Below are 25,734 nucleotides of genomic sequence, written 5' to 3'. Positions count from 1 at the left end.
AGTTCGCTTCTTCAACATCCAAGGGGAGTTCATAAAGGTCAAGGGCAGCTTGCACCATCCGCTGTCTCTCTTATGCTTGAAGCTTTATTACTAGTCCTTTTCTACGTTTTAGTATATATATTCGTATATTAATGAAAGGTTAGGGCTTTGTCAAGCACATGGATGTTCATGTTTACAATCACCTTTAATAAGGGTAGAATGAAGTAAGAACGATACTTCCTAATGGAGGGGATTTATTGTGAAAAATTTAATTAAAAAAGCTTCCGATTATGCAAAAAAGAACCCGGAACAGACAAAACGTTATGCTAAAAAAGCGTTTGACACGATTCAAAAAAAGAGAAAATCAGCTACAAATACAGCGCCTAAAAAATAAAGAATAAGCCCATCTTCTACATAGGAGTTGGGCTTAATTTATTTAATAGCGAAAAAGCCGGATCGTTTTATCTGCTGATCCGATAGCTAGTTGATTGTGGACTGATGAATAATCGACACTATAATTGCCTTTAGCCGGCAGATCCGTTGTGTCAACAGACAAATTCTTTAACTTGATTCGTTTGAGCTTGTACGGCATGACAATAGCTGCTTCTAGTCCAGACTGGTCGATGGCAAGTCCATAATATCCTTCATCCCCAATAGAATATTTCTCTAAAACCTGATGTGCCTCCATATCCCATATCATTAATGTGCCATCGTACCCTATCGATACCCCATGTTTATCCTGGTCAAAGAACTTGAAGGCCATCGTTGCCTTATCATGCCCCTTCACTTGCTCTAATACTTCACCTGAAGGCACAGCACAGCGTAGAATGGTAGGTCCTACACCGCCAATTACTGCATGTGGAGCTGTCAAGGCAGTGGCGATTACACTACGATGTTGCCGGTCACCTTTAAACTTGCCGACTAACTCCCCTTCTGGCCATTCACGTATACGAAGCATATTGGACTTATTACTCGTTAATAAATACTTCTCATCGAACGTAAGGTGCATATGACTGATCCCTGACTTCAAGTCTGTCCATTTATTTGCAGGCTCTGAAGAGGAGATCTCATGTTTAAGGATTGTCCCATCTCCTGAAGCTGAAAGAATTTCCCTTCCTGAGCCATTCCAAATGACACTATTTACTGTTTGCTTATGTCCCTCATAAACTTGGATACATTCCGCCGTCTCACATTCCCAAAGAAACAGCTCCCCGTTGAATCCAGCAGAAAGAATATAGTTTCCCACAGGATCAAACTTTACCTTATTCACATGTGATGAGTGCTTCTTTAGCTCCGTAATTTCCATCACTTTTTCCTCCTTTGATACAAACCATCTCTATCTACATAATTTCATATCGCCTTTATTCATGCTACAATAATTTTTGCTAACGGGAGAAACGGATAAAGGAAAGAAGGCGTAAAAAATGAATTTAAAACGCGTTTTACAGTACGCACACGAACTGATGAATCACGCACTAACACATGGCGATATCGCTGTAGATGGTACATGCGGAAATGGTCATGATACATTATTGTTAAGCCGGCTTGTTGGGAAGACCGGCCATGTGTATGGATTTGATATCCAAGAGACAGCTATACAAAATACGCAGCAACGCCTTAAGGATAACAAAGCAGATAAGCAAACCACACTTGTTTTAGACAGCCACTCATTCATAGAACAACACATCCCCGATCAGCACCTTACGCGTCTCAAGGCAGCTATTTTTAACCTTGGCTATTTGCCGGGAAGCGATAAATCAGTGATTACAGAAGCTGATCAAACACTTAAATCTGTTCAAACCATTCTTCATTACTTACAAAAAGGCGGCCTCATCGTACTCGTTGTATACTATGGCCATCCAGGTGGAGAAGAAGAAAAAGCAGCCTTGCTTGAGTATGTAAGCAACTTGGATCAGCGTCAACACAATGTTTTACAGTACGGCTTTATCAATCAAAGAAACCAACCGCCTTTCATCATAGCTATCGAAAAGAAATAAGCCTGATAACCTACAATGGTTTATCAGGCTTTAATTTATGGTACATTTTTGTATTTAAATAAAAGAATGTTGCCTTCTTTCCACTCACCTTTAGTAATTCCTTCACAAAGTCCTTGGCATGTTGAATGTTGCTCACTTTTCTATCAGCGAGATACATCCCTACAAGGCCCTCGTGAATCATCTGATGGAAGGTGGCATCGGGAAGCTTTTGAACTTCTTGGTTCGTCTGTTTAACAAAAAATACAAACCGTTGCTTCATCTGATTCCCATGATTATAGTAGGAACAGAAATTTAAGTCTCCTTCCTTCTCATCTTCCTGTTGATCAATGTAGTAGTCAAGCAAGATATGCAGACCTTGCATAAATGGAAAGTAACTTTTCCCTATTTGCTGAGCTAATTGATCCGTCATCTGCCCGCTCAAAGTGTAAGCAACCAAGCAAAAAATTCCTAATGTAGAACCTGAACAGGCGGAAAATTCAAACCACTCTAGGTTCGGCCAATGTCTTTGGTAGTCTTTGAACCAACTTTTCAACCTCGGTATCCGTTCTTCTTCAATAACATGCTTATGTACTTGAAGGTCACTGTAAAGACCACCAAGTTTATGAGTGTATTGATAGACACCGGCATAGTCCTCTGCTTCACGTAAAACCGACTGACAGGTTTGAACAAGTTCCACCAAATAACCGCCATCATCTTTGTCCTCCCGATAATAATAATAATCTTTTATATTATTTTCAGGAGTCAATGCATCAATCATGGCTTGATGGAGCATTCTGAAATCACTGGGATCCATAGATGTACTTCGGTCGCATAAATTATCTAAATAATCGCTGATCGTTTGATAAGCGACAATAAAGCGAATCGACTCTTTCCACCTCTCTCCAGCTAATAACCCATAAATGCTGCCGCCTTCACAATGAAAGGTCTTAGATTCAATGCTTGCAAGAGCTTGGTTTTTCAATTCTGAATTCGGAATTGCCTTCGCCTTATTAATCCATTGATTAAGTTCAACGTGTACCCTAGGGAAAATATCCTTGTAGACCCGGACCATTAAGTGTAAGGCGTTTGTGGGAACTTTACCAGCCAAGAGCAAGCCCTCCTTATCGCATAGGTTTCGATAGCTGTTGTTGCATAAATTGTGTAGCAAAAGCATAGACCTGTTTCCATTCGGGCTCATTAAATAGCTCATGATAAAGCCCTGGCCATTCTTTATAGGTTTTCTCATGAAGGTCGATTTTATGAAACCATTCCTTGGTCTTCCATGCATCTATCATAAGATCTTCTCCAGCCTGCATAACTAATATTGGAACATCAGGAAACTGATCAACCTTGGAAAAAGCTTGTCTGATCCCTCTTTGGAACTCCCTATACCAACGAACCGATACTTTCTTTAAGATAAGCTGGTCATGTTGATCACGTATTCTAACCGCTTCACTTTTTGTTACGTATTCCGGATTGAATTGAGTGTCGACCTTTAATGAAGGCCACAAATAATTTAAGATTTTCGAAGCGGCTTCCATTGGTTTTGAAGCACCATTTAAAATTCCCATTGCAGGCGAGGACAAAATTACTCCATTTACTTTTGGTTTCAATTCTTGCATCGTGCGAATAACTGCTAGGCCTCCCATGCTATGTCCCAAGAGGAAAACGGGCCCCTCATCAATTTGCTGCAGCCATTTCTCAATCGTTTCTATATACTGATCAAAGGAGCGAATATGTCCTTTCACGCCCTCTGAATCACCCTGTCCTGGCAGATTTTGACCAAGTACGCGGTATCCGTCCGCTTCAAATTGCTTAATCAAATGATTATATCTACCAATGTGTTCGAATGCTCCATGAACGATAATTATGGAAGCTGGTGTAGAGCTCATTAAGGAAACCCCCCCACAAAAGAATTACACTTTGCTATACTGGTTATATTCATATTATAGGGGGGATAACATGATTTGCGAATATAATGGAAGACTGCCACAAATTGACTCTACCGTATACATAGCTGAGGACGCCGTCATTACAGGGGATGTAACGATCGGCCCCTATTCAAGTGTTTGGTTTAAAACAGTCATACGAGGTGACGTAGCTCCCGTCCGAATCGGAGAAAAGGTAAACATTCAAGATTTAAGCATGCTTCACCAAAGTCCGAATCAACCGCTTATCATTGAAGACGGAGTAACCGTAGGGCATCAAGTGACACTTCACTCTGCCCATGTAAAAAAAGATGCCCTTATTGGAATGGGATCTCTCATTTTAGACGGAGCTGAAATAGGAGAAGAAGCTTTTATTGGAGCGGGTAGTCTTGTGCCTCCCGGAAAAGTGATTCCACCTCGCACATTAGTTTTTGGACGACCTGCTAAAGTGATACGTGAATTAAATGAAGATGACTATAAGGAACTGGATCGCGTTCGAACAACCTACATTGAGAAAGGACAAGTCTATAAAAAACAACAGGCTAAATAAACGGGCTTGATTTTAAAACAAAGAAAACCGTTCTTTATCGCAAAGAACGGTTTTCTTTCCTATCTAGAAACTTGATTTCTTATACTTTTTCTTACTGAAGTCGATTTTTCAACTCTTCAGCCCGGTCTGTTTTTTCCCAAGGGAACTCAACATCCGTACGTCCAAAATGACCGAAAGCAGCTGTTTGTCGATAGATTGGCCGGCGAAGATCAAGCATTTTTATTATGCCGGCAGGACGAAGATCAAACAACTCTCTAACGGCCGCAACAAGCTTCTCCTCTGAAACCTTGCCAGATCCATGTGTATCAATGGAAATCGATACAGGCTGTGCTACACCAATTGCATAAGCTACCTGAACCTCGCAGGAATTAGCTAAGCCTGCAGCTACGATATTTTTCGCAACATAACGGGCTGCATAAGCACCAGAGCGGTCAACCTTTGTTGCATCTTTACCACTAAATGCGCCACCTCCATGACGAGCGTACCCGCCATATGTGTCCACGATAATTTTTCTACCTGTTAAACCAGCATCCCCTTGTGGCCCGCCGATGACGAATCTACCCGTAGGATTAATAAAGTATTTTGTTTTTTCATCAATAAGATGTGCTGGCACAACAGGCTGAATAACATTTTCTTTTAAGTCCTTTTGAATCTGCTCAAGTGTGATCTCCTCAGCATGTTGTGTTGAGATCACAATGGTATCGACACGAACAGGTTGATCCTGATCGTCATATTCAATAGTTACTTGTGTTTTACCGTCAGGACGCAGATAGGAGAGTGTACCATCATTTCGTACATTAGAAAGACGCTTCGATAATTTATGAGCAAGAGAAATCGGTAGCGGCATAAGTTCTTTTGTTTCATTATTTGCATAACCAAACATTAAACCTTGGTCGCCTGCACCGATCGATTCAATTTCTTCATCACTCATTTGACCTTCTCTAGACTCAAGTGCGACATCTACTCCGCCAGCAATGTCAGGAGATTGTTCATCAATGGCTGTTAAAACAGCACACGTATCAGCATCAAATCCGTATTTTGCTCTCGTATATCCAATATCCTTAATAGTTTGACGAACGATTGCAGGAATATCTACATACGTATTTGTACTGATTTCTCCTGAGACAAGTACTAGTCCAGTCGTAACTGTCGTTTCACACGCTACACGTGCATTGGGGTCATTTTTTAAAATTTCGTCTAAAATAGCATCGGAAATCTGATCACAGATTTTGTCAGGATGACCCTCTGTTACAGATTCTGATGTGAATAACCGGCGATTGGCAGTCATTCTCTAAAACTCCTCCTTCTGTTAAGTACAAAAATTATACGGAACTCTTTACCAGTATGAGTAGAAATCGCTATGTTTCTATGATTTCATTAACGTCGATCTTCTATCCATCGCACAATTCACCTTATGTGTACATATAAATATGTACTAACTTTAAAATTGTGTTGGACCATTTCCCAATAAAAAGAAAAAACCCTTCCTACTTAATAAAGAGGAAAGGGGCTGCTTCCTTTCGCTCTTATCGTCCAAGGCATACCAAATTGCCTTGCTCCAGGTTAGCACCATGTCAAAGTGATCTGACGGTTGCCGGGTTTCGCAGGGCCTGTCCCTCCACCGACTCTGGATAAGAGAGTATCCGTTCGAAATAATCGTACCGAAAACAACATTTAATGTCAATTAGTTTACTATGTTTTAAGAAAAGCGTCGAAGCTAGACAGTAGAAAAGCGGAAAGGGGCGCTTAGACCTGAACTAGTGGAAGTTCGGCTAAGATCGGGGAAAGAGGAAGTTCGGCTAAAACGAAACGTCCTGTTTCAACGTCGAACTGGCCCGCGTCCTGCGGGGCCAAGCAGAGCACTGCAGTGAAGTGGTTTTCCTTCACAGAAGTGCTCTGCTTATGTCGCGAGTGTCGAATGTGGCGACTATATATACTGAAGTAGTTTTATAAAATAAAATGAAAGCATTTTCAGGATTAGTATGGTTTATTAAATTGAATGTGCTATACTAATAATCAAATTAAAGCACCTGATGCTTTTTATTAATTTCAGAGTAAAGGCGGGTAGACACATATGAGTGCCATTAACCAAATGTCAGAACTAAATCAACTGTTAGCACAAGAGCACGTCCACCATTTGTCAGTACCACAACTTGTTGAAAAAATACTCTCTCGCAAAGAAGGAACGTTAACCGATCGTGGGGCTGTTCTAGCTACAACGGGCACCTATACTGGTCGGTCTCCTAAGGACAAATTTATTGTGAAAGATCATGTATCTGAATCAGATATACAGTGGGGGAGCACTAACCAGCCCATCAATGAGCAAACATTTATCCGTTTGTACCACAAAGTATTAAAGTATTTAGAAACACGGAATGAACTATATATATTTAAAGGCTATGCCGGGCAGATGAAAAATATCGACTCCCTATCCAAGTGATTAACGAATTCGCCTGGCATAATCTATTTGCCCATCAAATGTTCGTTCGTCCTGATGAACAGGAGCTTTCAAACCATGAGGCTGAATTCACAGTCGTTTCTGCACCTACTTTTAAAGCAGATCCCAATCAAGATGGAACGAATTCAGAAGCGTTTATCATGATTTCCTTCAAGCATAGAATCGTACTGATTGGCGGAACAGAATATGCTGGGGAAATTAAGAAGTCAATTTTCTCAGTCATGAATTACTTGCTTCCTAAGAAAGATATTCTGCCTATGCACTGTTCAGCGAATATTGGCCAAGAAGGTGATGTAGCGCTGTTTTTTGGTTTATCTGGCACAGGAAAAACAACCTTATCAGCAGACCCTGCGCGACGTCTTATCGGCGATGACGAACACGGCTGGTCACATAATGGTGTCGCAAATATTGAAGGTGGCTGCTACGCTAAATGCATTAACTTATCACCCGAAAAGGAACCACAAATATTTGATGCGATTCATTTTGGCTCCGTTTTAGAAAATGTTGTGCTCGATCCAGATTCACAAAAACCTGATTACGACAATACTAGCTTGACTGAAAATACTCGGGCTGCCTACCCGCTGCATCATATTAGTAACACAGTTGAACCAAGCATTGCCGGACATCCAAATGCGATTGTTTTCCTTACTGCTGATGCTACTGGGGTCCTGCCTCCAATAAGCAAATTGACAAAAGAACAAGCCATGTATCACTTCTTAAGTGGATATACAAGTAAACTTGCTGGCACCGAGCGCGGGGTTACTTCCCCACAAGCTACTTTCTCAGCCTGTTTCGGCTCACCATTCCTACCATTAGCACCCTCAGTATATGCAGAAATGCTGGGAGAGAAAATCGATCAATTTGATACAAATGTTTATTTAGTCAATACAGGTTGGACCGGTGGAGCTTACGGTGAAGGACAGAGAATGAAACTTTCTTACACTCGTTCCATGGTTCATGCAGCACTAGAGGGGGAACTTAATTCTGTGGAGACATATACAGATGGAGTATTTGGTTTACAAATCCCACTCCATTGCCCTGGTGTTCCAGACGATGTTCTCATACCAAGAAAAACGTGGAACGACCCTAATGCTTATGACAAGAAAGCACAGGAATTAGCAGCGAAGTTCCACGAAAATTTTAAGCAATTTACACATGCCAGTACGGCTATTAAAGAGGCTGGACCTGCCTCTGGCAGAAATAACTAATGTTTCCTCATTTCCTCAATATAAATAAAGAGAGCGTGCAATAATAATTTGCACGCTCTCTTTCGTGTAAAATTTGATCACCTATGCCTATTCAGCAGGCTTCCGCAAAAATTTTTTTCTAATTTGGCTCATACAACAAGGTAACACTTCATCCTTCATCATAAAGCTATACTGCTCGTTGCTGACAATTCCTTCAGGAAGTTTGGCCAGCAGGACAGGACCATGTGTTTCAAAATAATGCGACTGCTCATTCAACCGAGAAATGGAAGCAAAATACACATTTTTAATGATGGTGCCCCCTTTTCCAGCTACATGGTATTGACCTACATAATCAATATGCGCAATACTAGCACCTGTCTCCTCTAGAACTTCTCTAACTGCAGCGTCTTCAGCTGTTTCGCCTTGCTCTACTTTGCCACCTGGAAATTCAAGCCCACGGTCCTTATGTTTTGTTAACAGCCATTCATTTTTATAACGGCAAATAACCCAAACATGCTTCGGTGACTTTGAAAATGGATGATTATCAAAAGATAATTTAACTTGATTTCTGTAGTAATCATTAAATGTTTTCATGCAAGATCATCTGCCTTTAATCCGTTGTTATGTAGTGAATATGGAAAGACGTTCCATTCACTCGTGTTCATTGCTATATAAATCGTATCATAAGCAAGCCGAATTACAAACAGTAGTGTTCTTCTTCCCATTTGTAAACTATAATTACGTTACCCTTTTGCAGTAATGAGGTAAACATTTAGAAAGAAAAGGATTTTTTGTATATTTTTGAAACAAAAAGTTTTTTCACTCGTATGTAATAGTAGTACATTATCGAAAGGGGATCGTAATGAAACATAAAAGTTGGATGATTATCAGCTTGTTATTTATTATGCTTGTGTCAGCAGCTTGCTCAAGTGCAGAAGGAGAAAAAGCTAAAGAAGTATTTGCAAAATCTTCTGAAGCATCTAAGAGCTTAGACAGTTTAGCCATGAGTATTAATATGACACAAAATATTAGTCTTCAGTCACCTAAAGGCACAGACACAACTGGAAGTATGCCAATGAATATGCCTATTAAAACAACGATCGATTCTAAAATGCAGATGGACCCGATAGCGTTTCATCAAACAATTGAGATCTTCGGGCAAACCGTTGAACAGTATTATTCCGATCGCGGCATGTATATGTCCCAGCCAGGTAAAGATGGCTGGTTTAAAGCTCCTAAAGAAATCGTTGAGCAGCTAAATCAAGTAAGTGCAGCACAGCAAACACCTGCAAAACAGCTTGAAACGCTACAGGAGTATGTAGATGAATTTAACCTTGAAGAAAAAGAGGATTCCTACATCCTATCTTTTAGTTCAAAAGGGGAGGACGTTCAAAAACTGATTAAAAAAACCATGACCGAATCGATGCCGAAAGAATTACTACCTGAGGATTTACTGAAAGGATTAACAGTTGAAAAGGCAAGCTACACCTTAACCATTAATAAAGATACCTACTACCCAGAAGCAATCGAATCAGCCATGGACTTTACTATGGAAATGGATGGAGAAAAAGCATCTATCAGCCAAGAAATGAGTGGTACGTACAGCAAATTTAATGAGGTTGGAGAGATTACAATCCCTCAAGAAGTCATTGATCATGCTAAAGAAATGCCGGGATTAAGTTCATTACCTCAATAAACACGCGAAAACAACCGCTTCCTTTTTTAAGGAGGCGGTTGTTTAGTTTAAATCCTTTAGTATGCCCATTCCGCTAATATGCTGCCTCGTCTTTTCATCTCCTAAATCATAGAGCATCTGAAACGCCCTCATCATCCCTTCATCATACTCATCGTTTGAACTATCTTTGTGATATTCCTCAAACGGGACGTGAGAGCGAAAAAAAGCGCGAGTATCAGAATTATACATTTCATTAAACACCTCGCGTAACAGAAGAAGCTCCTCCCTGTCCGCATTGATCATGAACTCATCGTTATTTGCATCATGATTGATCGAAATTTCTCTTGTACCAATGTTTACGTAATATTGATTTTTCTCCATAATAATAACCTCCTCTCTTTGTAGGTTGAACAATCAAGGAAAGGTTTATTACATAAAAATGCGAGAAAGAAAATATTACCAAATGCATCTTAATCGAAAATGGTTGGCAATCGGCCATTCAAATGCCGTTAAAGCTGAAATTGAGAGCTACTTTATATCCCCCAAAAAACTCTGGTATGTCATCTTCTCCAAAAATGACTGATCAACTTCAACGCCGATCCCATAACCATCGGGCGCATTGATTTCTCCGTTCACCACTTTAATTGGTCTGTGGAGAAGATCTTTACTAAAATACCTGTCTGAGCTGGATAAATCACCGGGAATCGAGAAGTTCGGCAATGAAGCTAAGGCTATATTGTGTGCTTTCGATATTCCTGTCTCAACCATTCCGCCACACCAAACGGGTATGTCATGATCCTGACAAAAATCGTGGATGTTGATGGCTGCCATGAGACCGCCTACTCGGTTTATCTTTATATTAACTACACGACAACTCCCGAGCTTGATAGCTTGTTTCGCATCATGAAATGACATCACCGACTCATCCAAACAAAGCGGGGTCTCCATCTGTTGCTGGGCTTGTTTATGCAAATAAAAATCACCTGGCTGAAATGGCTGCTCGATCATTAGCAAGCCAAGTTGATCCAGTGAGAATAAGTGATCAAGATCTTGTTCCGTGTACATGCCATTGGCGTCAATCATGATCGCTAACTCAGGATCGATCGCTTGTGCTTGCTCAATCATTTCCTTCTCTCTCCCTTTTTCAACTTTCAACTTGTATCGTTCATACCCGGAATGTTTCAACTGATGGATATCTTTTTCAAGAGAATTAGAAAGACTGAGAACAGCGCCTGCTTTAACCGATGAGCGAGTTCCGCCAATCAATTCCGCTAAACTGACTTGCCTTTGCTTAGCATACAGATCCCAGAGTGCTCCCTCCATACCAGCCTTAGCCATTTGGTTCCCCTGGATAAAATCCGTCATCTCTAGAAAATCACTAGGATGTTGTATCGGTTTTTCCTTGAGAAGAGGGAGGATGATATCGATCAACATATGCCAGGCCGTCTCAAGCGTTTCGGCGGTATAAAATGGTGATGGAAAAGCTGTCACTTCTCCAAATCCCTGCAGTCCCTGGCTATCTTTCGCCACAACTATGATCACCGATCGTTCATGGAGTTCTCCCTGATGTGTTTTAAATGGGTTCCGTAGCGGCAGCGATACTTTTCGTAAATGGATGGTACTAATGTTCATACCCATGTTCTCCTTCAACACTCTTGAAAAGTTTCCGCCTTACAATTTTATTTGAGGCGTTTCTCGGCAACTGAGAAATAACGAACAATTGTTTCGGAATCTTATACGGTGCCAAATGACCACGACAATATTCGTTCAGCTTTTCCAAAGATATGTCTGCCTCCTCCTTTTTAACAATAAAGGCGGTTGGTACCTCACCCCATTCATCATCTGGCATCCCTGTTACACCTGCTTCTTCTACTCCCTCAATTCCTAGCAAAACACTCTCGACTTCTGCCGGATAAATATTTTCACCGCCGGAAATAATCATATCGTTTACTCGGTCTACAACGTAAAGGAATCCTTCCTCATCTAAATAACCTGCATCTCCGGTTGCCAAATATTCGGCTTCTCGATGCCCTTTTTTATAATAGCCGCTTGAAACCATTGGCCCTCTCACATGAATTTCCCCTGTCTCATACGGTTCTGCGATTCGCCCACCTACTAATACTTTCAGCGTAGCGGGAGCCAGCGCTTTTCCTGCGGATCCTATTTTTCGTAGAGCATCACTCGGACTCAATGTGACGATTTGTGAGCTTGTTTCCGTCATCCCATAGGTCTGGAAAACAGGGATATTTCTTTCATTTGCTTTGTGTAGCAAAGGCTTTGGGACAGGCCCTCCACCTAGTAACATACATCGAAAGGATCTGGGATAGCTGTTTTCCTGTAAGTCTTTCAGCAACCTTTGAAGCATGACAGTAACAACAGAAACGATCGTTACCCCATGATGGCGTATTTCATTATTTATCACTTCTGCATCAAAACGAGCAAGCATTCGTATTGGCATACCATAAATCACATTCTTCATAAGTAATGAAAAACCGCCTACATGGAAGAGAGGCAGACAGGCTAACCATTTATCACGTGCTGACAAACCTAAATTTAAAGCGGAAGCTACAGCACTAAACCAATGATTGCCATACGTGTGCATGACAGCTTTTGGTTTTCCTGTGGTACCAGAGGTGTACATCATTGTAAAAACATCGTCTAAGGATAGCTGGTCGTTCAGAGAAATTGAACCATCGGCTTTAGGAAGATGATCCATTGTTACAAGAGTATCCTCATTTAATGTCGTCAGCTCAATAGCTTTGTGACCTTCTTCAACAAACTCCGTGTCAACGATAAACGATGTGGCATCGGCATCTGTTAACTGAAAGGCAAGTTCTTCTGGTGACAATCTCGTATTTAAACAAACGACTACGGCTCCAATATAGCTTAGTGCATGAACACAAATCGGAAACTCGACCCGATTTCCGGATAAAATAGCTACATGATCCCCTTGTTTTACCCCTTTTTTAATTAACCCTTTTGCCAGCTTTCGACTCTCTTCTCTTAATTCAGAGTAACTGATTGATTGGTGCTCACCATATTCAATGGCCACATTTGTTGGCTGCAAGTCACTTTGCTTTTCGAGCCAGTGAGGAATCTCATTCATGATCCTAACCTCCTTCTTTTCACGTAAAAAGGGCTGCCTAGCTATAGGGAGCCCTTTTTTATAACATTATTTATTTATATCATGGGAAACGCGGGAATTGATCAAAGTCAGGTTTGCGTTTCTCTTTAAACGCATCTCTTCCCTCTTTGGCTTCCTCTGTTGTGTAATAAAGTAACGTAGCGTCACCGCCCATTTGTTGAAGACCAGCAAGGCCATCTGTGTCAGCATTAAAGGATGCTTTTAGGAAACGAAGAGCTGTTGGTGATTTCTCAAGCATTTCTCTACACCATTGAACCGTTTCATCCTCGAGTTGTTCAAGTGGGACAACAGTGTTGACCATTCCCATATCTTCTGCTTCCTTGGCACTGTACTGACGGCATAGGAACCAGATTTCACGCGCCTTTTTATGACCAACCATACGGGCAAGCAAGCCAGCCCCGTAACCAGCATCGAAGCTGCCTACCTTTGGACCTGTTTGACCAAAGATCGCATTATCTGCTGCAATCGTTAGGTCACTAACAATATGTAATACGTGACCGCCTCCTATAGCGTATCCTGATACCATTGCTACGACAGGTTTTGGAATCACTCGCATAAGTCGTTGCAAATCGAGTACATTCAAACGAGGGACTTGGTCATCGCCAACATATCCACCGTGTCCTCTAACACTTTGGTCGCCTCCTGAACAAAATGCATCGTCTCCTGCACCAGCCAGTACAATGACACCAACTTTGGAATCATCACGAGCGTAAGCAAACGCATCGATTAATTCTGTTACCGTTTTTGGACGGAACGCATTGCGTACCTCTGGACGGTTAATCGTGATTTTAGCAATGCCTTCAAACGTTTCATAAAGAATATCTTCATATTCACGTTCAGAAACCCAATTATAAGCCATAAGTCATTTCCTCCATTTTTGTATATTAGCGGACTTCTCCGCTTCGATTCAATTCTATTGTATCACGAAATCTTCTACAATTTTAGCAAAAAACTTCGGGCGCTCAAGATGAACAGTATGTCCGGCCTTTTCTGCTATCACCAACGATGAACAAGGTAATTGATCATGCATTTCCCTATTGATAGCTACAAATTTCTCATCCCACTCCCCAACAATCAGGAGAGTGTCAATAGACAGATGAGACAATCGATCCCACCATGACGGTTGGCGCCCTGTCCCCATTCCTTTTAATGATTGAATTAAGCCCTGGGGATCGTGACTTAGCCGCTCTTCTTGCACACGCCTTCTGACTTCTATTGGCAGCTGTTCATGGCTTTTAAAGAGAGGAATATCGCTCCAATAGTTGACAAATTCCTCTATACCTTGGGAAGCTATCTTGTCAATCAACCCCTGGTCCTTTACACGCCTTGCCATTTGTTCATCTGGATGAGCGATTCCTGGGGAGGCGCTCTCGAGAATTAGCTTCGACACGTATTGTGGGTAGGTCATAGCTAATGATAGTGCTGCCCGGCCTCCCAAAGAATAACCTAACACATGAATGCGTGGGAGTTCCAGTTCATCAAGAATTTCTGTTAAATCAGAAGCAAATTGTTCCATTGTTACTTCACCAACAGGTCCTGTTTTTCCATGACCAGGCAAATCTATGCAAACTGTCCTTATAGAATTTGTTACCAGCTGATGTATTTTAGTAAAGGTACGACCACTTCCTGTAAACCCATGAAACATTAGAAGCGGTATCCCTTCCCCATAATCCTCTACCCAATACGTTCTATCCTTAAGCTGTATATACATTCCTACGCCTCATCCCAGTTTTCCAAAGCCTCTGCAACGCCTTGCCACTTTGCTTTATGAAAAGGAACATGATCTTCCCTGTTTGTCATCACTTCAACAACACTCAGACCATTTTCTTGATAACTTTCTTCTAAAGACCGTTTGTAGGATGCCCAAGTATGAACACGGTTATGTGTTCCACCATACATTTCAACAACGGCTTTGAAGTCAATACCTATCGGTGTGCCAAAAAGTTCCTCAAAATGATCACGCTGATCAACTTGTGGAAGGTAGGAAAAGATCCCGCCTCCATCGTTATTAATTACGACAATCGTGATAGGCAGGCTATGCATTTTAGCAAGAAGCAAGCCATTTAAATCATGGAAGAAGGATAGATCCCCGAGCAGCAAAGTTGTAGGCTGGCCAGCTGCCGCCACACCTAGGGCTGTAGAAACAACACCATCAATGCCATTAGCTCCACGATTAGCGAGGATCTTAATTCGTTTCGGTGTCGACATAAAAAAGCTATCCACATCACGAATAGGCATGCTATTCCCTACGAACAATACCGATTCATCAGGCATAGCCTCAGACAAACGGACGACAGCATGACCTTCATTTAGCCGTTCATCATGTTCTGTCAGCATATGACCTTTAGCTAACGTGTTCATTTTCTGCCATTTACGTAACCATTCGTTTTCCAAATGGTCCTCATCGATCCGTTCATAAACCTTTTTGCAAAACTTGACCGGATCAGACCAAACGAACTGGGTTGTTACCCCCGAAGGTTCGCGGTAGCTTGCATACGTATCAACAACATAATGATCAACAGAAGCTCCGTGCTTTTGTACCCATTGCAAATAAGCTTTAGATACTGGCATAGCACCTAAGCGAATAATAAAATCCGGCTGCAAATTCACCTTCCACTTATCTGACTTTAATAGAGCATCATAATTTTCAATGATATTTCTTTTATCATGCTCTCCAGCCCTAAGCTGGGACAATGGATCGGCTAGAATAGGCAGCCCTGCCCGTGCAGCAAGATTAGTTATATCGGAGGCTAAATCTAAATCTGTATGCGGCCCGCAGACAAGTAGTCCCTTTTTTCCACTGAAAAGCAATTCTTCAAAAAATGCCGCCTGCTGCTTTGAAATTTGAGGTAAGCCATGAAAAGTTTTTGGTATCGGTTTAGCTCCCTCCTTCCAAAGACCCTCTAATTTAAAATCCGGAACTAACGGCTCCCTTAAAGGAATATTTACATGCACAGGACCTGGGTGGTTAGACTGACTTTCTTCGACAGCACGAGCAGCTTGCTTCCTTACGTAGGACATCAGCCCTTCTTCAGCTAAAGCCAGGTCATGAAACCACTTCACATAACCTCCATACATTTCTGTCTGCTCGATGGACTGTGGGGCACCAACGTCCCGTAATTCATGCGGTCTGTCAGCCGTTAATACAACTAGAGGAACCCTGCTATAATATGCTTCCACAATCGCAGGATAATAGTTGGCTGCGGCTGTACCTGATGTACAGACAAGCGCGGCAGGCCTTTGTTTTTCTTTTGCTAAACCTAAGGCAAAAAAGGCAGCAGACCGTTCATCAACATGGACCCAATGCTTCACATCACTATGCTCACTAAACGTCATCGCAAGCGGTGTCGACCGGGATCCTGGTGAAATCACTACATCTTCTAACCCCGAGTAGAGAAGCTGACCAACAAAGTGAGTCATATACTTTGTTAACGTTTCTGTATAGCTCATAATGATCCCCCTAATACGGACAACATTGGCTTAAGTTTCACTGCTGTTTCCTCATATTCTGCCTCGGGATCAGAATCTTCAACGACGCCGCATCCCGCAAATAATGAGGCTTCATCCCCTTGAATGAGCGCTGAACGGATCGCTACAGCAAATTCACCATTATTATGCCCGTCGAACCAGCCAATAGGGCCTGCATACCAGCCGCGATTCAACGCTTCATTTTTTCTAATATAGTCAACCGATTGTTTTTGAGGCATGCCCCCAAGTGCAGGTGTCGGATGTAGTCGCTCCACGACATCGAGCAACGTATATCCATTCTCTAGCGTTGCCGTTACAGGTGTGTATAAGTGTTGTAAATTTCGAAGCGGGTATACGACAGGAGCACTTGGAATCTCAACATTATAACAACAAGCCTCAACGGCCTCTCTTATCATCTGAACGACAAAGTCATGTTCTTGACGATTTTTAGGGTCATTCAGTAGGCGTTGGCCTAAGATATGGTCTTCCTCTTCATCTTTCCCACGAGGAATCGTCCCTGCTAAACACGTTGAGATAAGCTCCTGTTTTTCTACTCTAACAAGTCTTTCAGGTGTAGCCCCGATAAAATGATCACCGCCATTTTCAAAAGCAAAAACATAGCTGTTCGACTGGGTTTCACACAATTCTTCAACAACAGCAGCTAATTCTACAGGCGCGTTAAATTTCACCCGTAACTCACGGGCAAGGACAACTTTTCCAAGCTTTCCTTTTTTAATATCATCGGTTGCTTGTTTAATACTTTGCTTCCACTTTTCAGCTTCCATTTCCATAGAGCTCGTCCTATTTGGCAGCTTAAGCTCTTGCCTGTCCCCATGCAAAAGTTGATGTTGCTGCTCATTAATCTGATGAATAATTTGCTGTTTGTGATCTTCTTCAAAAATAAGCAAGTTTGTTGATAAATAAGATTTTGTTCCTTTATTCGTTAATAAATAAGCAGGAATTGTCATTTGACTGTCAGGAAAGGATTCCCACGGTGTTAGGTCAGATTGGTTCGTATCAAAACTAAACCCGCCTAAGGCGACAAGGCCAGTACCTTTTACGTGAGAAGGGTCATATACGCGCGCCTTCTTCTGAAGTTCATTCCAAACAGACTCTATTTCCCTAAAACGATGTGAATCTGTCGATAGTATGCGATGGGCAGCCCCAACGCCCACCATAGCGAAATCCTCACCAGCACTTCTCCAGAATAAACGGTGTTGATCGACTGCTTGGGCACGATCTAAAAAAGCATATGGGCTTGTATAATCTATTTCATTTACTACGCTGATTAATTGCGGCTCCCCTTGAAGAGCAGCCTGACTAATTGCACCCTCAACGATCTCTTCTAATTGAGGTACTTTTATATGAAGCATTATAATTCCTCCCACCCTTAAAGGGATGCTGCATTATAATTGGATAATAATTGGTCCATTTTAAACAGACGTTGATGATCCTCTTCTATTTTATTCTCTTTTTACTATTGACTCAAGGGATCGCCATCGTTTCTTGCATATAATTACAAGTATTGACACCAGAGGACTGTTTGCCTAAACTTAAGTTGATATTATATTACTAGTTTTTTAACAAGGGAGATGACACCCATGAGTTCTGTTTCAAATCAAAATATAAAAGCTTCCTTGAATGAACGTGATGGATTTCAAGTTTGGTGGCGTTTGCTGCGTCCACATACTTTAACCGCCGCATTCGTTCCTGTGTTTGTGGGTACAATGCTGGCCGCTCTTGATCATGGAGTTCATCTAGGGTTATTTGCTGCTATGCTTCTTGCCTCTATTTTAATTCAAGCAGCAACAAATATGTTCAATGAGTATTATGATTTCGTCAGAGGCTTAGACAACGAGAACTCTGTTGGAATAGGCGGGACGATTGTTCGGGACGGTATTCAACCGCGAACTGTATTAACGCTTGCTCTCAGCTTTCTCGTTGTTGCAACATTGCTTGGCATATATATTTGTGCCTCATCCAGTTGGTGGGTTGCTGTAATCGGTCTCGTATCTATGCTGCTTGGCTATCTCTACTCTGGCGGACCTTATCCTATCGCCTACACCCCTTTAGGGGAATTAACAGCAGGTATTTTCATGGGGACCATCATTGTTGGCATCAGTTATTTTATTCAATCGTTAAGTATTACATGGGGAGTAGTCGTGGTTTCCATTCCAGTCGCGATCTTTATTGGTGCCATTAATCTCTCTAATAATATTCGCGATCGTGTTGGTGATGCAGAGAATGGCCGTAAAACACTGGCGATTTTGTTTGGCCATAATGGTGCAGTCCGCTTTTTAATGTGTTCATATATCCTTGCCTATGGGCTTACGTTGATCTTCATTGCAGTGGGGATGCTCCCTATTTGGTCGCTTATTACATTGCTTAGCATAAGGAAAGCTGTGCAATCTATACAAGGATTTGCTGGACAAAAATCACCACTTGAAATGATGCCTGCTATGAAAGCAACAGCACAAACCAATACCCTGTATGGATTATTATTAGGGCTATCGTTAATTTTTCAACTTGTTATCCCTTTTACATTTTAAAAAGGGAACTATAACTTCACGACTAGAACAAAAGGATGGCAGCTGCCATCCTTTTTTGTTATGTTTGATAAAAACAATGTAGGGAATTATTAAAAAAGGATGATGGTAAAAATGGATATGTCCTTAGAAAACACATTAATGGAATCGTTGGGTATGGAGGTCATTGAAGCACAGGCTGACAGAGTAGCACTCAAAATGCCAGTAGACGAACGTACACACCAGCCTATGGGCTTTTTACACGGCGGTGCCAGTGTGGCGCTAGCAGAATCCGCAGCAAGTATTGGGTCCTACTTGAATATTGATCCCACACAGCAGCAGGTATTTGGCATTGAAATCAACGCCAATCATACTAAAAGTGTACGCTCTGGCTATGTTTACGGCACAGCCACACCTCTACATCTAGGAAAAAATACAATGGTATGGGAGATAAAGATTGAGGACAAAGATCACCAGTTAATCTCGATTTCCAGATGCACAGTCGGTGTTGTTCCCCGCAAACCCTGACCAATCGTCTTACATTTTAAATAGGAGTGAATGAGATGTTAAGCGAAAAGCAAATGAGCGAATTTAAAAAGCAGCTCGAAAAAATGAAAGTTGAAACAGAACAGGAACTGAATAAATTCCAAAATGAGCAGGCAGATAAGGAGTACCCAAACGAGAAAGATGGAGAGCTATCCAGTATAGCTGACCATCCCGGAGATCTTGGGACCTCCCAATTTGAAAAAGAGAAGGAATATACGTTATACGAGCAGTCCCGAGAGAAGTTAATGGAGATCAACGATGCCCTTGAACGCATTAAAGATGGCAGCTACGGAAAGAGCGAGAAATCCGGCGAACCAATCCCTTTAGAACGCCTGAAGGTCATGCCTACAGCTAGAATGCGGGTCGATGAAGTAGAAGACCAATCGTAAAGAGGCTGGGACATAAGTAAAGCAATGATGTCAAAGAACGAACGATAAAAAATGAATAGGTTAAACGCAGATTATTAGCGTAGTCAAAATAGGTAGACTCCTGCGGGAACAGCGCGAGCCAAAGATCCCCCAGGAAAGCGTCCTTTGCTTTCCAAGGAATCTGAGGCCGTGCCCGCGGAAAGCGAAGTGTTTTGACGTAGCGATGGTAGAAATCTTTCCTTGGCACACAAATAATCTGAACAGATTTCACTAGAATCGTTCGGATTATTTCATGCCTTATTCAGTTTTGTTCCAGCCGCTTTTGTTGTTATTGCGGCTGGATTTGATTTTTTGCTCTGTATTTACTCTTCAAAACAAGTGGCCATACAAGAATGGTCATCATGAAGATGGTCCCTATACACCACAAAGACTGAATTAAAATCGGTTGATTTAAAAACCAAACGGCTCTTTCAATTATCACTTCTGTTACAACTCCTGTAAAAATGGCGACAAACATTAATCCCGCAAGTACATATAACACATTTGTCCCGTAACGATAACGCACGACAGAAAGCAATAAAAATATTGCTAACATCATGAAACTAACAATGAAGTCATACCAAACAAATGTCAGCAAATGATCTTCTTTAGTCAAGAACGACCACATATTGAATACTTTAGCTTCTGAAGGAATCAGGTCAAAAGCTTTCCATACAATCAGATGAGTCACAGTTAACAATAAGATTATAAACGTTAGTGAGCCAACCAAACCTTTATAAAAGTTCCCTCTTGAGCAGCCTAGCGACAAAGCATAAGAAAAAGTATTGTGAAATAATTGAGACCCCAGTACAGATGCGTAAACCAGCATAGGCATATTTGTAACCAGGTAGATGCTGCCCGATGATACTGTTTGCGAAACACCAATAATCACGAGCGAACTTGCAATTAAGATTGCCCAGAAAATAAAGAAGCTCCTTTTCACGTCTCCCCATACGATCCGCCACACACCTGTGAATGTGTTCATTCCCTTCCCTCCTCAGGCTCTGTCTTTCTTAAAAGAAACTGTTGAAGCGGTACTTGATCATACTGAACATCTACAGCTGCAGCCCCGGGAGGATTTAATCGAGACGTTTCTACCATAATCCGTCTCATATCTTGAATGTCCTTTTTCTCAAGAACCGGAACTTGGTGGAAGTGTTCATGAATAATTGCAGATTGCCCCATTATATATACAGACCGTTCCAGTAATTGATCGATAGGTTCTTTTAAAACAATTTCACCCTGTTTCATCACGATCAATTCTTCCACAATCCCTTGAATCTCTTGAATGTAGTGAGAAGATAAAATGAAGGTGCGCTGGCTTTGCTCATATTCTTCTATAAGCAAGGCGTAAAAGGCTTCGCGTGACGCGGCATCCAATCCATTAGAAGGTTCATCAAAAACAGTAACCCTTGACTTGCTAGCCATCCCAATCACAATAGAAACAGCTGTTTTCATACCTTTAGAAAGCTGTTTGATTTTCATTTTTGAATCTAATGAAAAACGCTCTAATAATTGGACCGCCTTTTCTTCGTCCCAGTTCGGGTAAAAGTGGCGTGAGATCACAAAAACGTCTTTGATTTTCCATAATGGATGTAACGGATGATTTTCTTGAATAAAACAAATGTCTTCCGTTAACTGTTTGTGATTCATAGGACTAGATCCGGAAACGGATACACTCCCTTCGCTCGGTTGGATTAAACCAAATAAGCAGTGAAGAAGCGTCGTTTTACCCGCCCCATTCCGCCCCCACAACCCATAAATCTTATGATCTTCAATATCTAAGTTTACATGATTTAATGCCAGGTTCGTTTTCCTATCATGAGAGAAACTTACATTTTGAAAAGCCGCACGTACCGTCATCCCTTTTCCTCCTCAAGAATAGAATGCAAATCTTGTTTAGAGAAACCTATTCTCTCCGCTTCCTTCACCATAGGCCTAATAAATTGGTCAGCAAATTGCTCACGTCTCTCGTTAATCAAAATGCTTTTGGCCCCTTCTTGTACAAACATCCCGATCCCTCTTTTCTTATAAATCACTTGTTTATCAACAAGTTGATTGATTCCTTTTAATGCTGTAGCAGGGTTAATTTGATAAAAAGAAGCCAGTTCATTCGTTGAAGGTATTTTATCGCCTTCTTTTAGGTAGCCATCCACGACCTGATTCTGAATATATTCTGTGATTTGATGGAAAATTGGCCGGTCATCCTTCAGTTGATGCACAAATAAGCCACCTCATTTGGTTAATTAGTTAAGTAATTAACCACAATACTATACTCTAACTACAGAAATGTCAATTTCTTTTTAAAGCTTATATTATAGGAAAAAAAGAAGCTGGCAACATGCCAGCTTCTCCGAGATCTCTAATTATGCAGCGGATGAGTTATTCTTCTGTTCGATCCACGGTTTTAATTTAATTAACAATGGGACAAAAAGCCGCGCAGACATTGTTTCCCTGCCCATAGACCAGATATAAGCAGGTTAAATGAGAAAATAGTTAAGCAGGGCTTCCCTTCATTATCATCATTAAACAAATACTGTGGCCCTTATATCCAATTCTTATCAAAAAAACCCGTCCACCTGGGAGACCGCTGAAAAACTGCAATGTTTTCAGCGGCAAGCCTTTGCCGGAGCTCTTTTCATTAATCATCTAAAGGATTTAAACTTTCATGTCCTGTCATGTTAGCAACCATCTCAACTAACAAATCGATCTCTTCCTCCATATCTTTTATGCTGACCGTCTCAACTGGTGAATGCATATAACGTAACGGCAAGGACACGAGACTGACTGGCACCCCTTGTCCAGTTAAGCGCATACGGTCGGCATCCGTCCCTGTCATCCGAGGCGTAAGTTCATATTGAAGAGCCATATTTAACGTTCCGGCACTTTTCTCAAGCAGCTGATTAATTTTCCGATTAATCGGCGCCCCTTTGGCCAGAACAGGCCCTCCATCTAAACGAATATCACCATATTTATTTTTATTTACTCCCGGATAGTCTGTTGCAAAGGTAACATCACAGGCTATCGCCATCGTTGGTTGAATGCCTGCTGCCGCGAAATAAGCACCGCCCATATTTGTCTCTTCATTAACAGTGCTTGCCGCATAAACACCTACCTTAAGATCTTTTTGAGACAGCTTTCGTAACACTTCTCCCACAATAAATTGACCTGTTCGATTATCAAGACCTCTTCCGGAAATATATTGATCCATAAGTACTTCGGGAGTACGCTTATAGACAGCCAAATCACCTATTTGAATGAATTTCTCTATATCCTGTTTTGTTTTCGCTCCACAATCAATAAATAGATCTTCTAAACCAAAATCGTCCTTTAAGCCACCATGATGCTGGGCATTGACCCCAATCACACCTGTAAGAGTTTGGCGATAACCAAGGACAGCCACCTTCATGCCAACAGCTGCTTTAGGATTAATACCTCCCATTTTGTCAAAATGAAGATAGCCTTGCTCATCGATTCGATTGATGACGAGTGCAATTTCATCACAGTGCCCGGCAAGCAGTACTTTAAATTCTGCCTGAGGGTTCAATACAGCAATCACGTTTCCGGCATGGTCTGTCCGAATTTCATCTGCATGTGACTCCATTTCCTTCATCCACCGCTTCTGTATCTGCATTTCCATACTTGAGGGTGATGGGGTTTGTAATAATTCTAATAAAAAGTCCATTTGCTTTTTTTCCATTGAATAATTCCTCCTATTTTTTTAGCAGTGTCGTGCAAAATTATACCATTGTCTAGTTTTTATAGAAATGTGCATACTTCCCCTAAGGTTCGGGAAAATGAATGTGTATGCACCTAAAAGGAGAGGAATGAAATGAATTTGAACGAATGGTTTAACAAAGGTATAACTGCCCAGGAGTATGTAGACTCCATGGAACAACATCAGGAGGGCTTTGTTAAAATATATGAACACTTTACAGTCCCCGCAGAGGATGAACCGTTTTTCACAAAATTACAAAACAAAAATTTGCGCGCCATTGCCATTACGGAGGATTGGTGCGGCGATGCGATGTTAAATCTGCCAATATTTTTGCGTATGGCGGAAGCAGGTGGTATTGCTACACATTTTCTACACCGTGATGAGAACCTTGAACTAATGGATCAATACTTAACGAACGGTACCTCACGCTCGATCCCAAAAATTATAATCATTGACGAACAGGGTGAGGAATGGTTGAATTGGGGACCCAGAGCGCCGAAGTTGCAAGAGTTTATTGACGGTGCAGTAGCCAATCTTCCCCCTAAAGATGCAGATGATTTTAAGGAAAAGCAACAGGAATTATTTCAATTTGTTACAAAGGCTTATCGTGACAATGAAGATTTCCACTCATTTGTTTATCAAAACCTTAAAGAAACTTTAGCACAATAGACATTAAAGCGTGCCTAACCAGGCATGCTTTTTTATGTTTGAATCCTAGTATTGCAAGCCATACTAGAGATAAAAAGGGGATTTTCGCCATGCAGCAATGGATTCGATTTTATTTTCAACTTCCTGTACTCATACGATTGTTATCTATCGCTTTGGTAACCATGCTCTTCTTTGGCATGGCGATCCATCTCATCGAACCGAAAAACTTTCCGACATTCTTCGATGGGATTTGGTGGGCTTTTGTAACAGGAGCCACTGTCGGCTACGGTGATTACGTTCCAATAAGCTTAGGAGGTAGGATCGTAGCTATTCTGTTAATTTTTACAGGTGGTGGACTTATCACCTTTTATATGGTTACATTATCCTCTGCAACCGTGAAGCATGAACAAGCTCTCTCCAAAGGAAAAGTCCGCTTTAAAGGAGAATCACATATTGTTTTATTAGGTTGGAATGAACGAACAAGGCAACTCATTGATATGATGAGAAAGGATAATATTGAAGATAAAATTGTATTAATAGATGAGACCATGAATCAACTTTACCAAGAGTTATCAAATGTTCATTTTGTTAAAGGGGATCCGACCAGTGAGGATACCCTAGAGAAAGCCAATGTATGCGAGGCTAGAATGGCAGTTGTCACAGCAAATCCCTCTAAAAAGGAACAGCAATCCGACCAGGCTGTCATTCATCAGCTTGTGGCTTTAAAAGGGCACCATCCTAATTTATTTATCATAGCCGAGGTGTTGACAGAGCGCCAAAAAATTAATGCAGAAAGAGCAGGGGCCAATACGGTGATCCGCTCCAATGATTTTATGAGCAGTTTATTCTATCATGAGCTTTACCGAAAAGACCCTCTGCAACCCTTCCAATTATTCCTGAATTTACTTACGGCTCGTCAGTTTCACGAAGAAAAAGTCTCCGCTTCCTTAGCCGGTGTCGCGATGATTAATGTTCTGGAACATTATTTAGCCCAGGGCTCTCAGGTGATAGGAGTAAAAACGGGCGACACGATTTCTTTTAATATTGATACTTATACAACACTAACGGAAGAAGATTATTTAGTTCTATTTACTCCCTTTAGTGAGTAAAGCCTGTTCGGCTTGTCGAAGTACTTCTTGGCCTGTCTGAATATATTCCTCTGGAAAACTTGCATCCTTATCTTTAGGTGTCTGAAATTGATCAATGGATGCACGAAGGTTTCCTTCTCGTACATGATCATCAATCCCATCTTGATAAACATGTGCAAGTAAATAGGGCTCATTCATTTTCACTGTGGCAGGGTTTGAGGGTGAATCTAATGTTCCTTCCACGACAGAAAAAGGAATCCTGAGAAATAGATATCCGTTCTGATCACCAAGTTTATAATCAAAATAACCATGCTCATAATCCCAGTTGTCCGAAAAGTTAAAGCCAATTGGACGAAGCCCCTGCTCAAGCTCATGTAAATCTAATAACTCATCTGTAAGTTGAGAAGACAAATTAATCACAAACATTCACTCCTTT

Annotated in this window: 26 protein-coding genes, 1 pseudogene, 1 riboswitch and 1 other annotated feature (1 of these 29 cut by a window edge); of the genes and pseudogenes, 10 read left to right on the top strand and 17 right to left on the bottom strand. The window is 41.4% G+C overall.

Going from position 1 to position 25,734, the window contains the following annotated elements; genetic code table 11:
- Positions 1-113: a binding site (T-box leader), on the bottom strand (it extends 103 nt beyond the left edge of the window).
- 125 nt (positions 114-238) lie between these two features.
- Entirely contained in the window at positions 239-373 is a 135-nt protein-coding gene (locus MUO15_RS21775; protein ID WP_256464154.1) for a hypothetical protein, read from the top strand.
- Between the two features lie 42 nt (positions 374-415).
- On the opposite strand, the gene MUO15_RS20295 is transcribed toward MUO15_RS21775, so the two are convergent.
- The gene (locus MUO15_RS20295) at positions 416-1,285 is read right to left on the bottom strand and encodes a WD40 repeat domain-containing protein (protein WP_245032245.1); all 870 of its coding nucleotides are present in this window, start codon (positions 1,283-1,285) and stop codon (positions 416-418) included.
- Between the two features lie 118 nt (positions 1,286-1,403).
- Here MUO15_RS20295 and MUO15_RS20290 point away from each other — a divergent pair, with 118 nt between their 5' ends.
- On the top strand, positions 1,404-1,976 hold the full coding sequence (locus MUO15_RS20290) for a tRNA 5-(aminomethyl)-2-thiouridylate-methyltransferase MnmM (RefSeq protein ID WP_245032243.1): 573 nt from the start codon (positions 1,404-1,406) through the stop codon (positions 1,974-1,976).
- Positions 1,977-1,986: 10 nt separating this feature from the next.
- Here MUO15_RS20290 and MUO15_RS20285 read toward each other — a convergent pair whose 3' ends face one another.
- Together MUO15_RS20285 and MUO15_RS20280 are read right to left on the bottom strand one after the other, a co-directional pair.
- Positions 1,987-3,027, bottom strand: a complete 1,041-nt coding sequence (locus MUO15_RS20285; RefSeq protein WP_245036115.1) for a tetraprenyl-beta-curcumene synthase family protein — start codon at positions 3,025-3,027, stop codon at positions 1,987-1,989.
- Positions 3,028-3,076: 49 nt separating this feature from the next.
- Entirely contained in the window at positions 3,077-3,847 is a 771-nt protein-coding gene (locus tag MUO15_RS20280; protein WP_245032241.1) for an alpha/beta hydrolase, read from the bottom strand.
- Positions 3,848-3,917: 70 nt separating this feature from the next.
- Between MUO15_RS20280 and MUO15_RS20275 the strand changes: the two genes are divergently transcribed.
- A complete protein-coding gene (locus MUO15_RS20275) occupies positions 3,918-4,433 on the top strand; it encodes a gamma carbonic anhydrase (RefSeq protein ID WP_245032239.1) in 516 nt (171 codons plus the stop codon).
- Between the two features lie 91 nt (positions 4,434-4,524).
- Here MUO15_RS20275 and metK read toward each other — a convergent pair whose 3' ends face one another.
- Positions 4,525-5,721, bottom strand: coding sequence for a methionine adenosyltransferase (metK, locus tag MUO15_RS20270; RefSeq protein ID WP_245032237.1), 1,197 nt, complete (start codon positions 5,719-5,721; stop codon positions 4,525-4,527).
- 235 nt (positions 5,722-5,956) lie between these two features.
- A riboswitch (SAM riboswitch) is annotated at positions 5,957-6,071 on the bottom strand.
- Positions 6,072-6,507: 436 nt separating this feature from the next.
- Between metK and pckA the strand changes: the two are divergent.
- Positions 6,508-8,099: pseudogene (gene pckA / locus MUO15_RS20265) on the top strand (phosphoenolpyruvate carboxykinase (ATP)).
- A gap of 87 nt (positions 8,100-8,186) precedes the next feature.
- Here pckA and ytkD read toward each other — a convergent pair.
- The gene (gene ytkD / locus MUO15_RS20260; RefSeq protein WP_245032235.1) at positions 8,187-8,672 is read right to left on the bottom strand and encodes an RNA deprotection pyrophosphohydrolase; all 486 of its coding nucleotides are present in this window, start codon (positions 8,670-8,672) and stop codon (positions 8,187-8,189) included.
- 268 nt (positions 8,673-8,940) lie between these two features.
- On the opposite strand from ytkD, the gene MUO15_RS20255 reads away from it, so the two are divergent.
- Positions 8,941-9,774, top strand: coding sequence for a DUF6612 family protein (locus tag MUO15_RS20255; RefSeq protein ID WP_245032233.1), 834 nt, complete (start codon positions 8,941-8,943; stop codon positions 9,772-9,774).
- Between the two features lie 42 nt (positions 9,775-9,816).
- On the opposite strand, the gene MUO15_RS20250 is transcribed toward MUO15_RS20255, so the two are convergent.
- The 7 genes from MUO15_RS20250 to MUO15_RS20220 all read right to left on the bottom strand — a co-directional run bounded on the left by MUO15_RS20250 (position 9,817) and on the right by MUO15_RS20220 (position 17,739).
- Positions 9,817-10,134, bottom strand: a complete 318-nt coding sequence (locus tag MUO15_RS20250) for a hydrolase (protein ID WP_245032231.1) — start codon at positions 10,132-10,134, stop codon at positions 9,817-9,819.
- Positions 10,135-10,281: 147 nt separating this feature from the next.
- A complete protein-coding gene (menC, locus tag MUO15_RS20245; RefSeq protein ID WP_245032229.1) occupies positions 10,282-11,385 on the bottom strand; it encodes an o-succinylbenzoate synthase in 1,104 nt (367 codons plus the stop codon).
- Positions 11,375-12,859 carry an o-succinylbenzoate--CoA ligase gene (locus MUO15_RS20240; protein ID WP_245032227.1) on the bottom strand — a complete coding sequence of 495 codons (1,485 nt, stop codon included), beginning with the start codon at positions 12,857-12,859 and terminating at the stop codon, positions 11,375-11,377. Before MUO15_RS20240 ends, menC begins: the two co-directional genes overlap by 11 nt.
- A 79-nt stretch (positions 12,860-12,938) precedes the next feature.
- Positions 12,939-13,757, bottom strand: coding sequence for a 1,4-dihydroxy-2-naphthoyl-CoA synthase (gene menB, locus MUO15_RS20235; RefSeq protein ID WP_244753852.1), 819 nt, complete (start codon positions 13,755-13,757; stop codon positions 12,939-12,941).
- 54 nt (positions 13,758-13,811) lie between these two features.
- On the bottom strand, positions 13,812-14,609 hold the full coding sequence (menH, locus tag MUO15_RS20230) for a 2-succinyl-6-hydroxy-2,4-cyclohexadiene-1-carboxylate synthase (protein ID WP_245032225.1): 798 nt from the start codon (positions 14,607-14,609) through the stop codon (positions 13,812-13,814).
- Between the two features lie 2 nt (positions 14,610-14,611).
- Positions 14,612-16,348, bottom strand: a complete 1,737-nt coding sequence (gene menD / locus MUO15_RS20225; protein WP_245032223.1) for a 2-succinyl-5-enolpyruvyl-6-hydroxy-3-cyclohexene-1-carboxylic-acid synthase — start codon at positions 16,346-16,348, stop codon at positions 14,612-14,614.
- Positions 16,345-17,739: an isochorismate synthase gene (locus tag MUO15_RS20220; RefSeq protein ID WP_245032221.1), complete on the bottom strand. Its 1,395-nt coding sequence runs from the start codon at positions 17,737-17,739 to the stop codon at positions 16,345-16,347. Before MUO15_RS20220 ends, menD begins: the two co-directional genes overlap by 4 nt.
- Positions 17,740-17,967: 228 nt before the next feature.
- On the opposite strand from MUO15_RS20220, the gene MUO15_RS20215 reads away from it, so the two are divergent.
- The 3 genes from MUO15_RS20215 (at position 17,968) to MUO15_RS20205 (ending at position 19,826) form a co-directional block, all read left to right on the top strand.
- Positions 17,968-18,915: a 1,4-dihydroxy-2-naphthoate polyprenyltransferase gene (locus MUO15_RS20215; protein ID WP_245032219.1), complete on the top strand. Its 948-nt coding sequence runs from the start codon at positions 17,968-17,970 to the stop codon at positions 18,913-18,915.
- Between the two features lie 117 nt (positions 18,916-19,032).
- Positions 19,033-19,419 (top strand): hotdog fold thioesterase, encoded by a 387-nt coding sequence (locus MUO15_RS20210; RefSeq protein WP_245036113.1) that lies wholly within the window; start codon positions 19,033-19,035, stop codon positions 19,417-19,419.
- Positions 19,420-19,454: 35 nt separating this feature from the next.
- Positions 19,455-19,826, top strand: coding sequence for a TraR/DksA family transcriptional regulator (locus MUO15_RS20205; protein WP_245032217.1), 372 nt, complete (start codon positions 19,455-19,457; stop codon positions 19,824-19,826).
- 307 nt (positions 19,827-20,133) lie between these two features.
- Here MUO15_RS20205 and MUO15_RS20200 read toward each other — a convergent pair whose 3' ends face one another.
- The 4 genes from MUO15_RS20200 to MUO15_RS20185 form a co-directional block, all read right to left on the bottom strand.
- Positions 20,134-20,829, bottom strand: a complete 696-nt coding sequence (locus MUO15_RS20200) for a hypothetical protein (RefSeq protein WP_245032215.1) — start codon at positions 20,827-20,829, stop codon at positions 20,134-20,136.
- The gene (locus tag MUO15_RS20195) at positions 20,826-21,707 is read right to left on the bottom strand and encodes an ATP-binding cassette domain-containing protein (protein ID WP_245032213.1); all 882 of its coding nucleotides are present in this window, start codon (positions 21,705-21,707) and stop codon (positions 20,826-20,828) included. The genes MUO15_RS20200 and MUO15_RS20195 overlap by 4 nt, the downstream gene beginning before the upstream one ends.
- Positions 21,704-22,066: a GntR family transcriptional regulator gene (locus MUO15_RS20190; RefSeq protein ID WP_245032211.1), complete on the bottom strand. Its 363-nt coding sequence runs from the start codon at positions 22,064-22,066 to the stop codon at positions 21,704-21,706. The genes MUO15_RS20195 and MUO15_RS20190 overlap by 4 nt, the downstream gene beginning before the upstream one ends.
- Before the next feature lie 419 nt (positions 22,067-22,485).
- On the bottom strand, positions 22,486-23,544 hold the full coding sequence (locus MUO15_RS20185; RefSeq protein WP_245032209.1) for a M20/M25/M40 family metallo-hydrolase: 1,059 nt from the start codon (positions 23,542-23,544) through the stop codon (positions 22,486-22,488).
- A gap of 132 nt (positions 23,545-23,676) precedes the next feature.
- On the opposite strand from MUO15_RS20185, the gene MUO15_RS20180 reads away from it, so the two are divergent.
- Together MUO15_RS20180 and MUO15_RS20175 are read left to right on the top strand one after the other, a co-directional pair.
- Positions 23,677-24,231 (top strand): thioredoxin family protein, encoded by a 555-nt coding sequence (locus MUO15_RS20180; RefSeq protein WP_245032206.1) that lies wholly within the window; start codon positions 23,677-23,679, stop codon positions 24,229-24,231.
- Positions 24,232-24,320: 89 nt separating this feature from the next.
- Positions 24,321-25,319, top strand: coding sequence for a potassium channel family protein (locus MUO15_RS20175; protein ID WP_245032204.1), 999 nt, complete (start codon positions 24,321-24,323; stop codon positions 25,317-25,319).
- On the opposite strand, the gene MUO15_RS20170 is transcribed toward MUO15_RS20175, so the two are convergent.
- Positions 25,296-25,718: a YugN-like family protein gene (locus MUO15_RS20170; RefSeq protein ID WP_245032202.1), complete on the bottom strand. Its 423-nt coding sequence runs from the start codon at positions 25,716-25,718 to the stop codon at positions 25,296-25,298. The genes MUO15_RS20175 and MUO15_RS20170 overlap by 24 nt on opposite strands.
- Positions 25,719-25,734 lie beyond the last annotated feature (16 nt).

Source organism: Halobacillus amylolyticus (genome assembly GCF_022921115.1).
Taxonomy (GTDB): domain Bacteria; phylum Bacillota; class Bacilli; order Bacillales; family Halobacillaceae; genus Halobacillus_A; species Halobacillus_A amylolyticus.
This window is presented reverse-complemented; position numbering and strand designations above follow the sequence as displayed.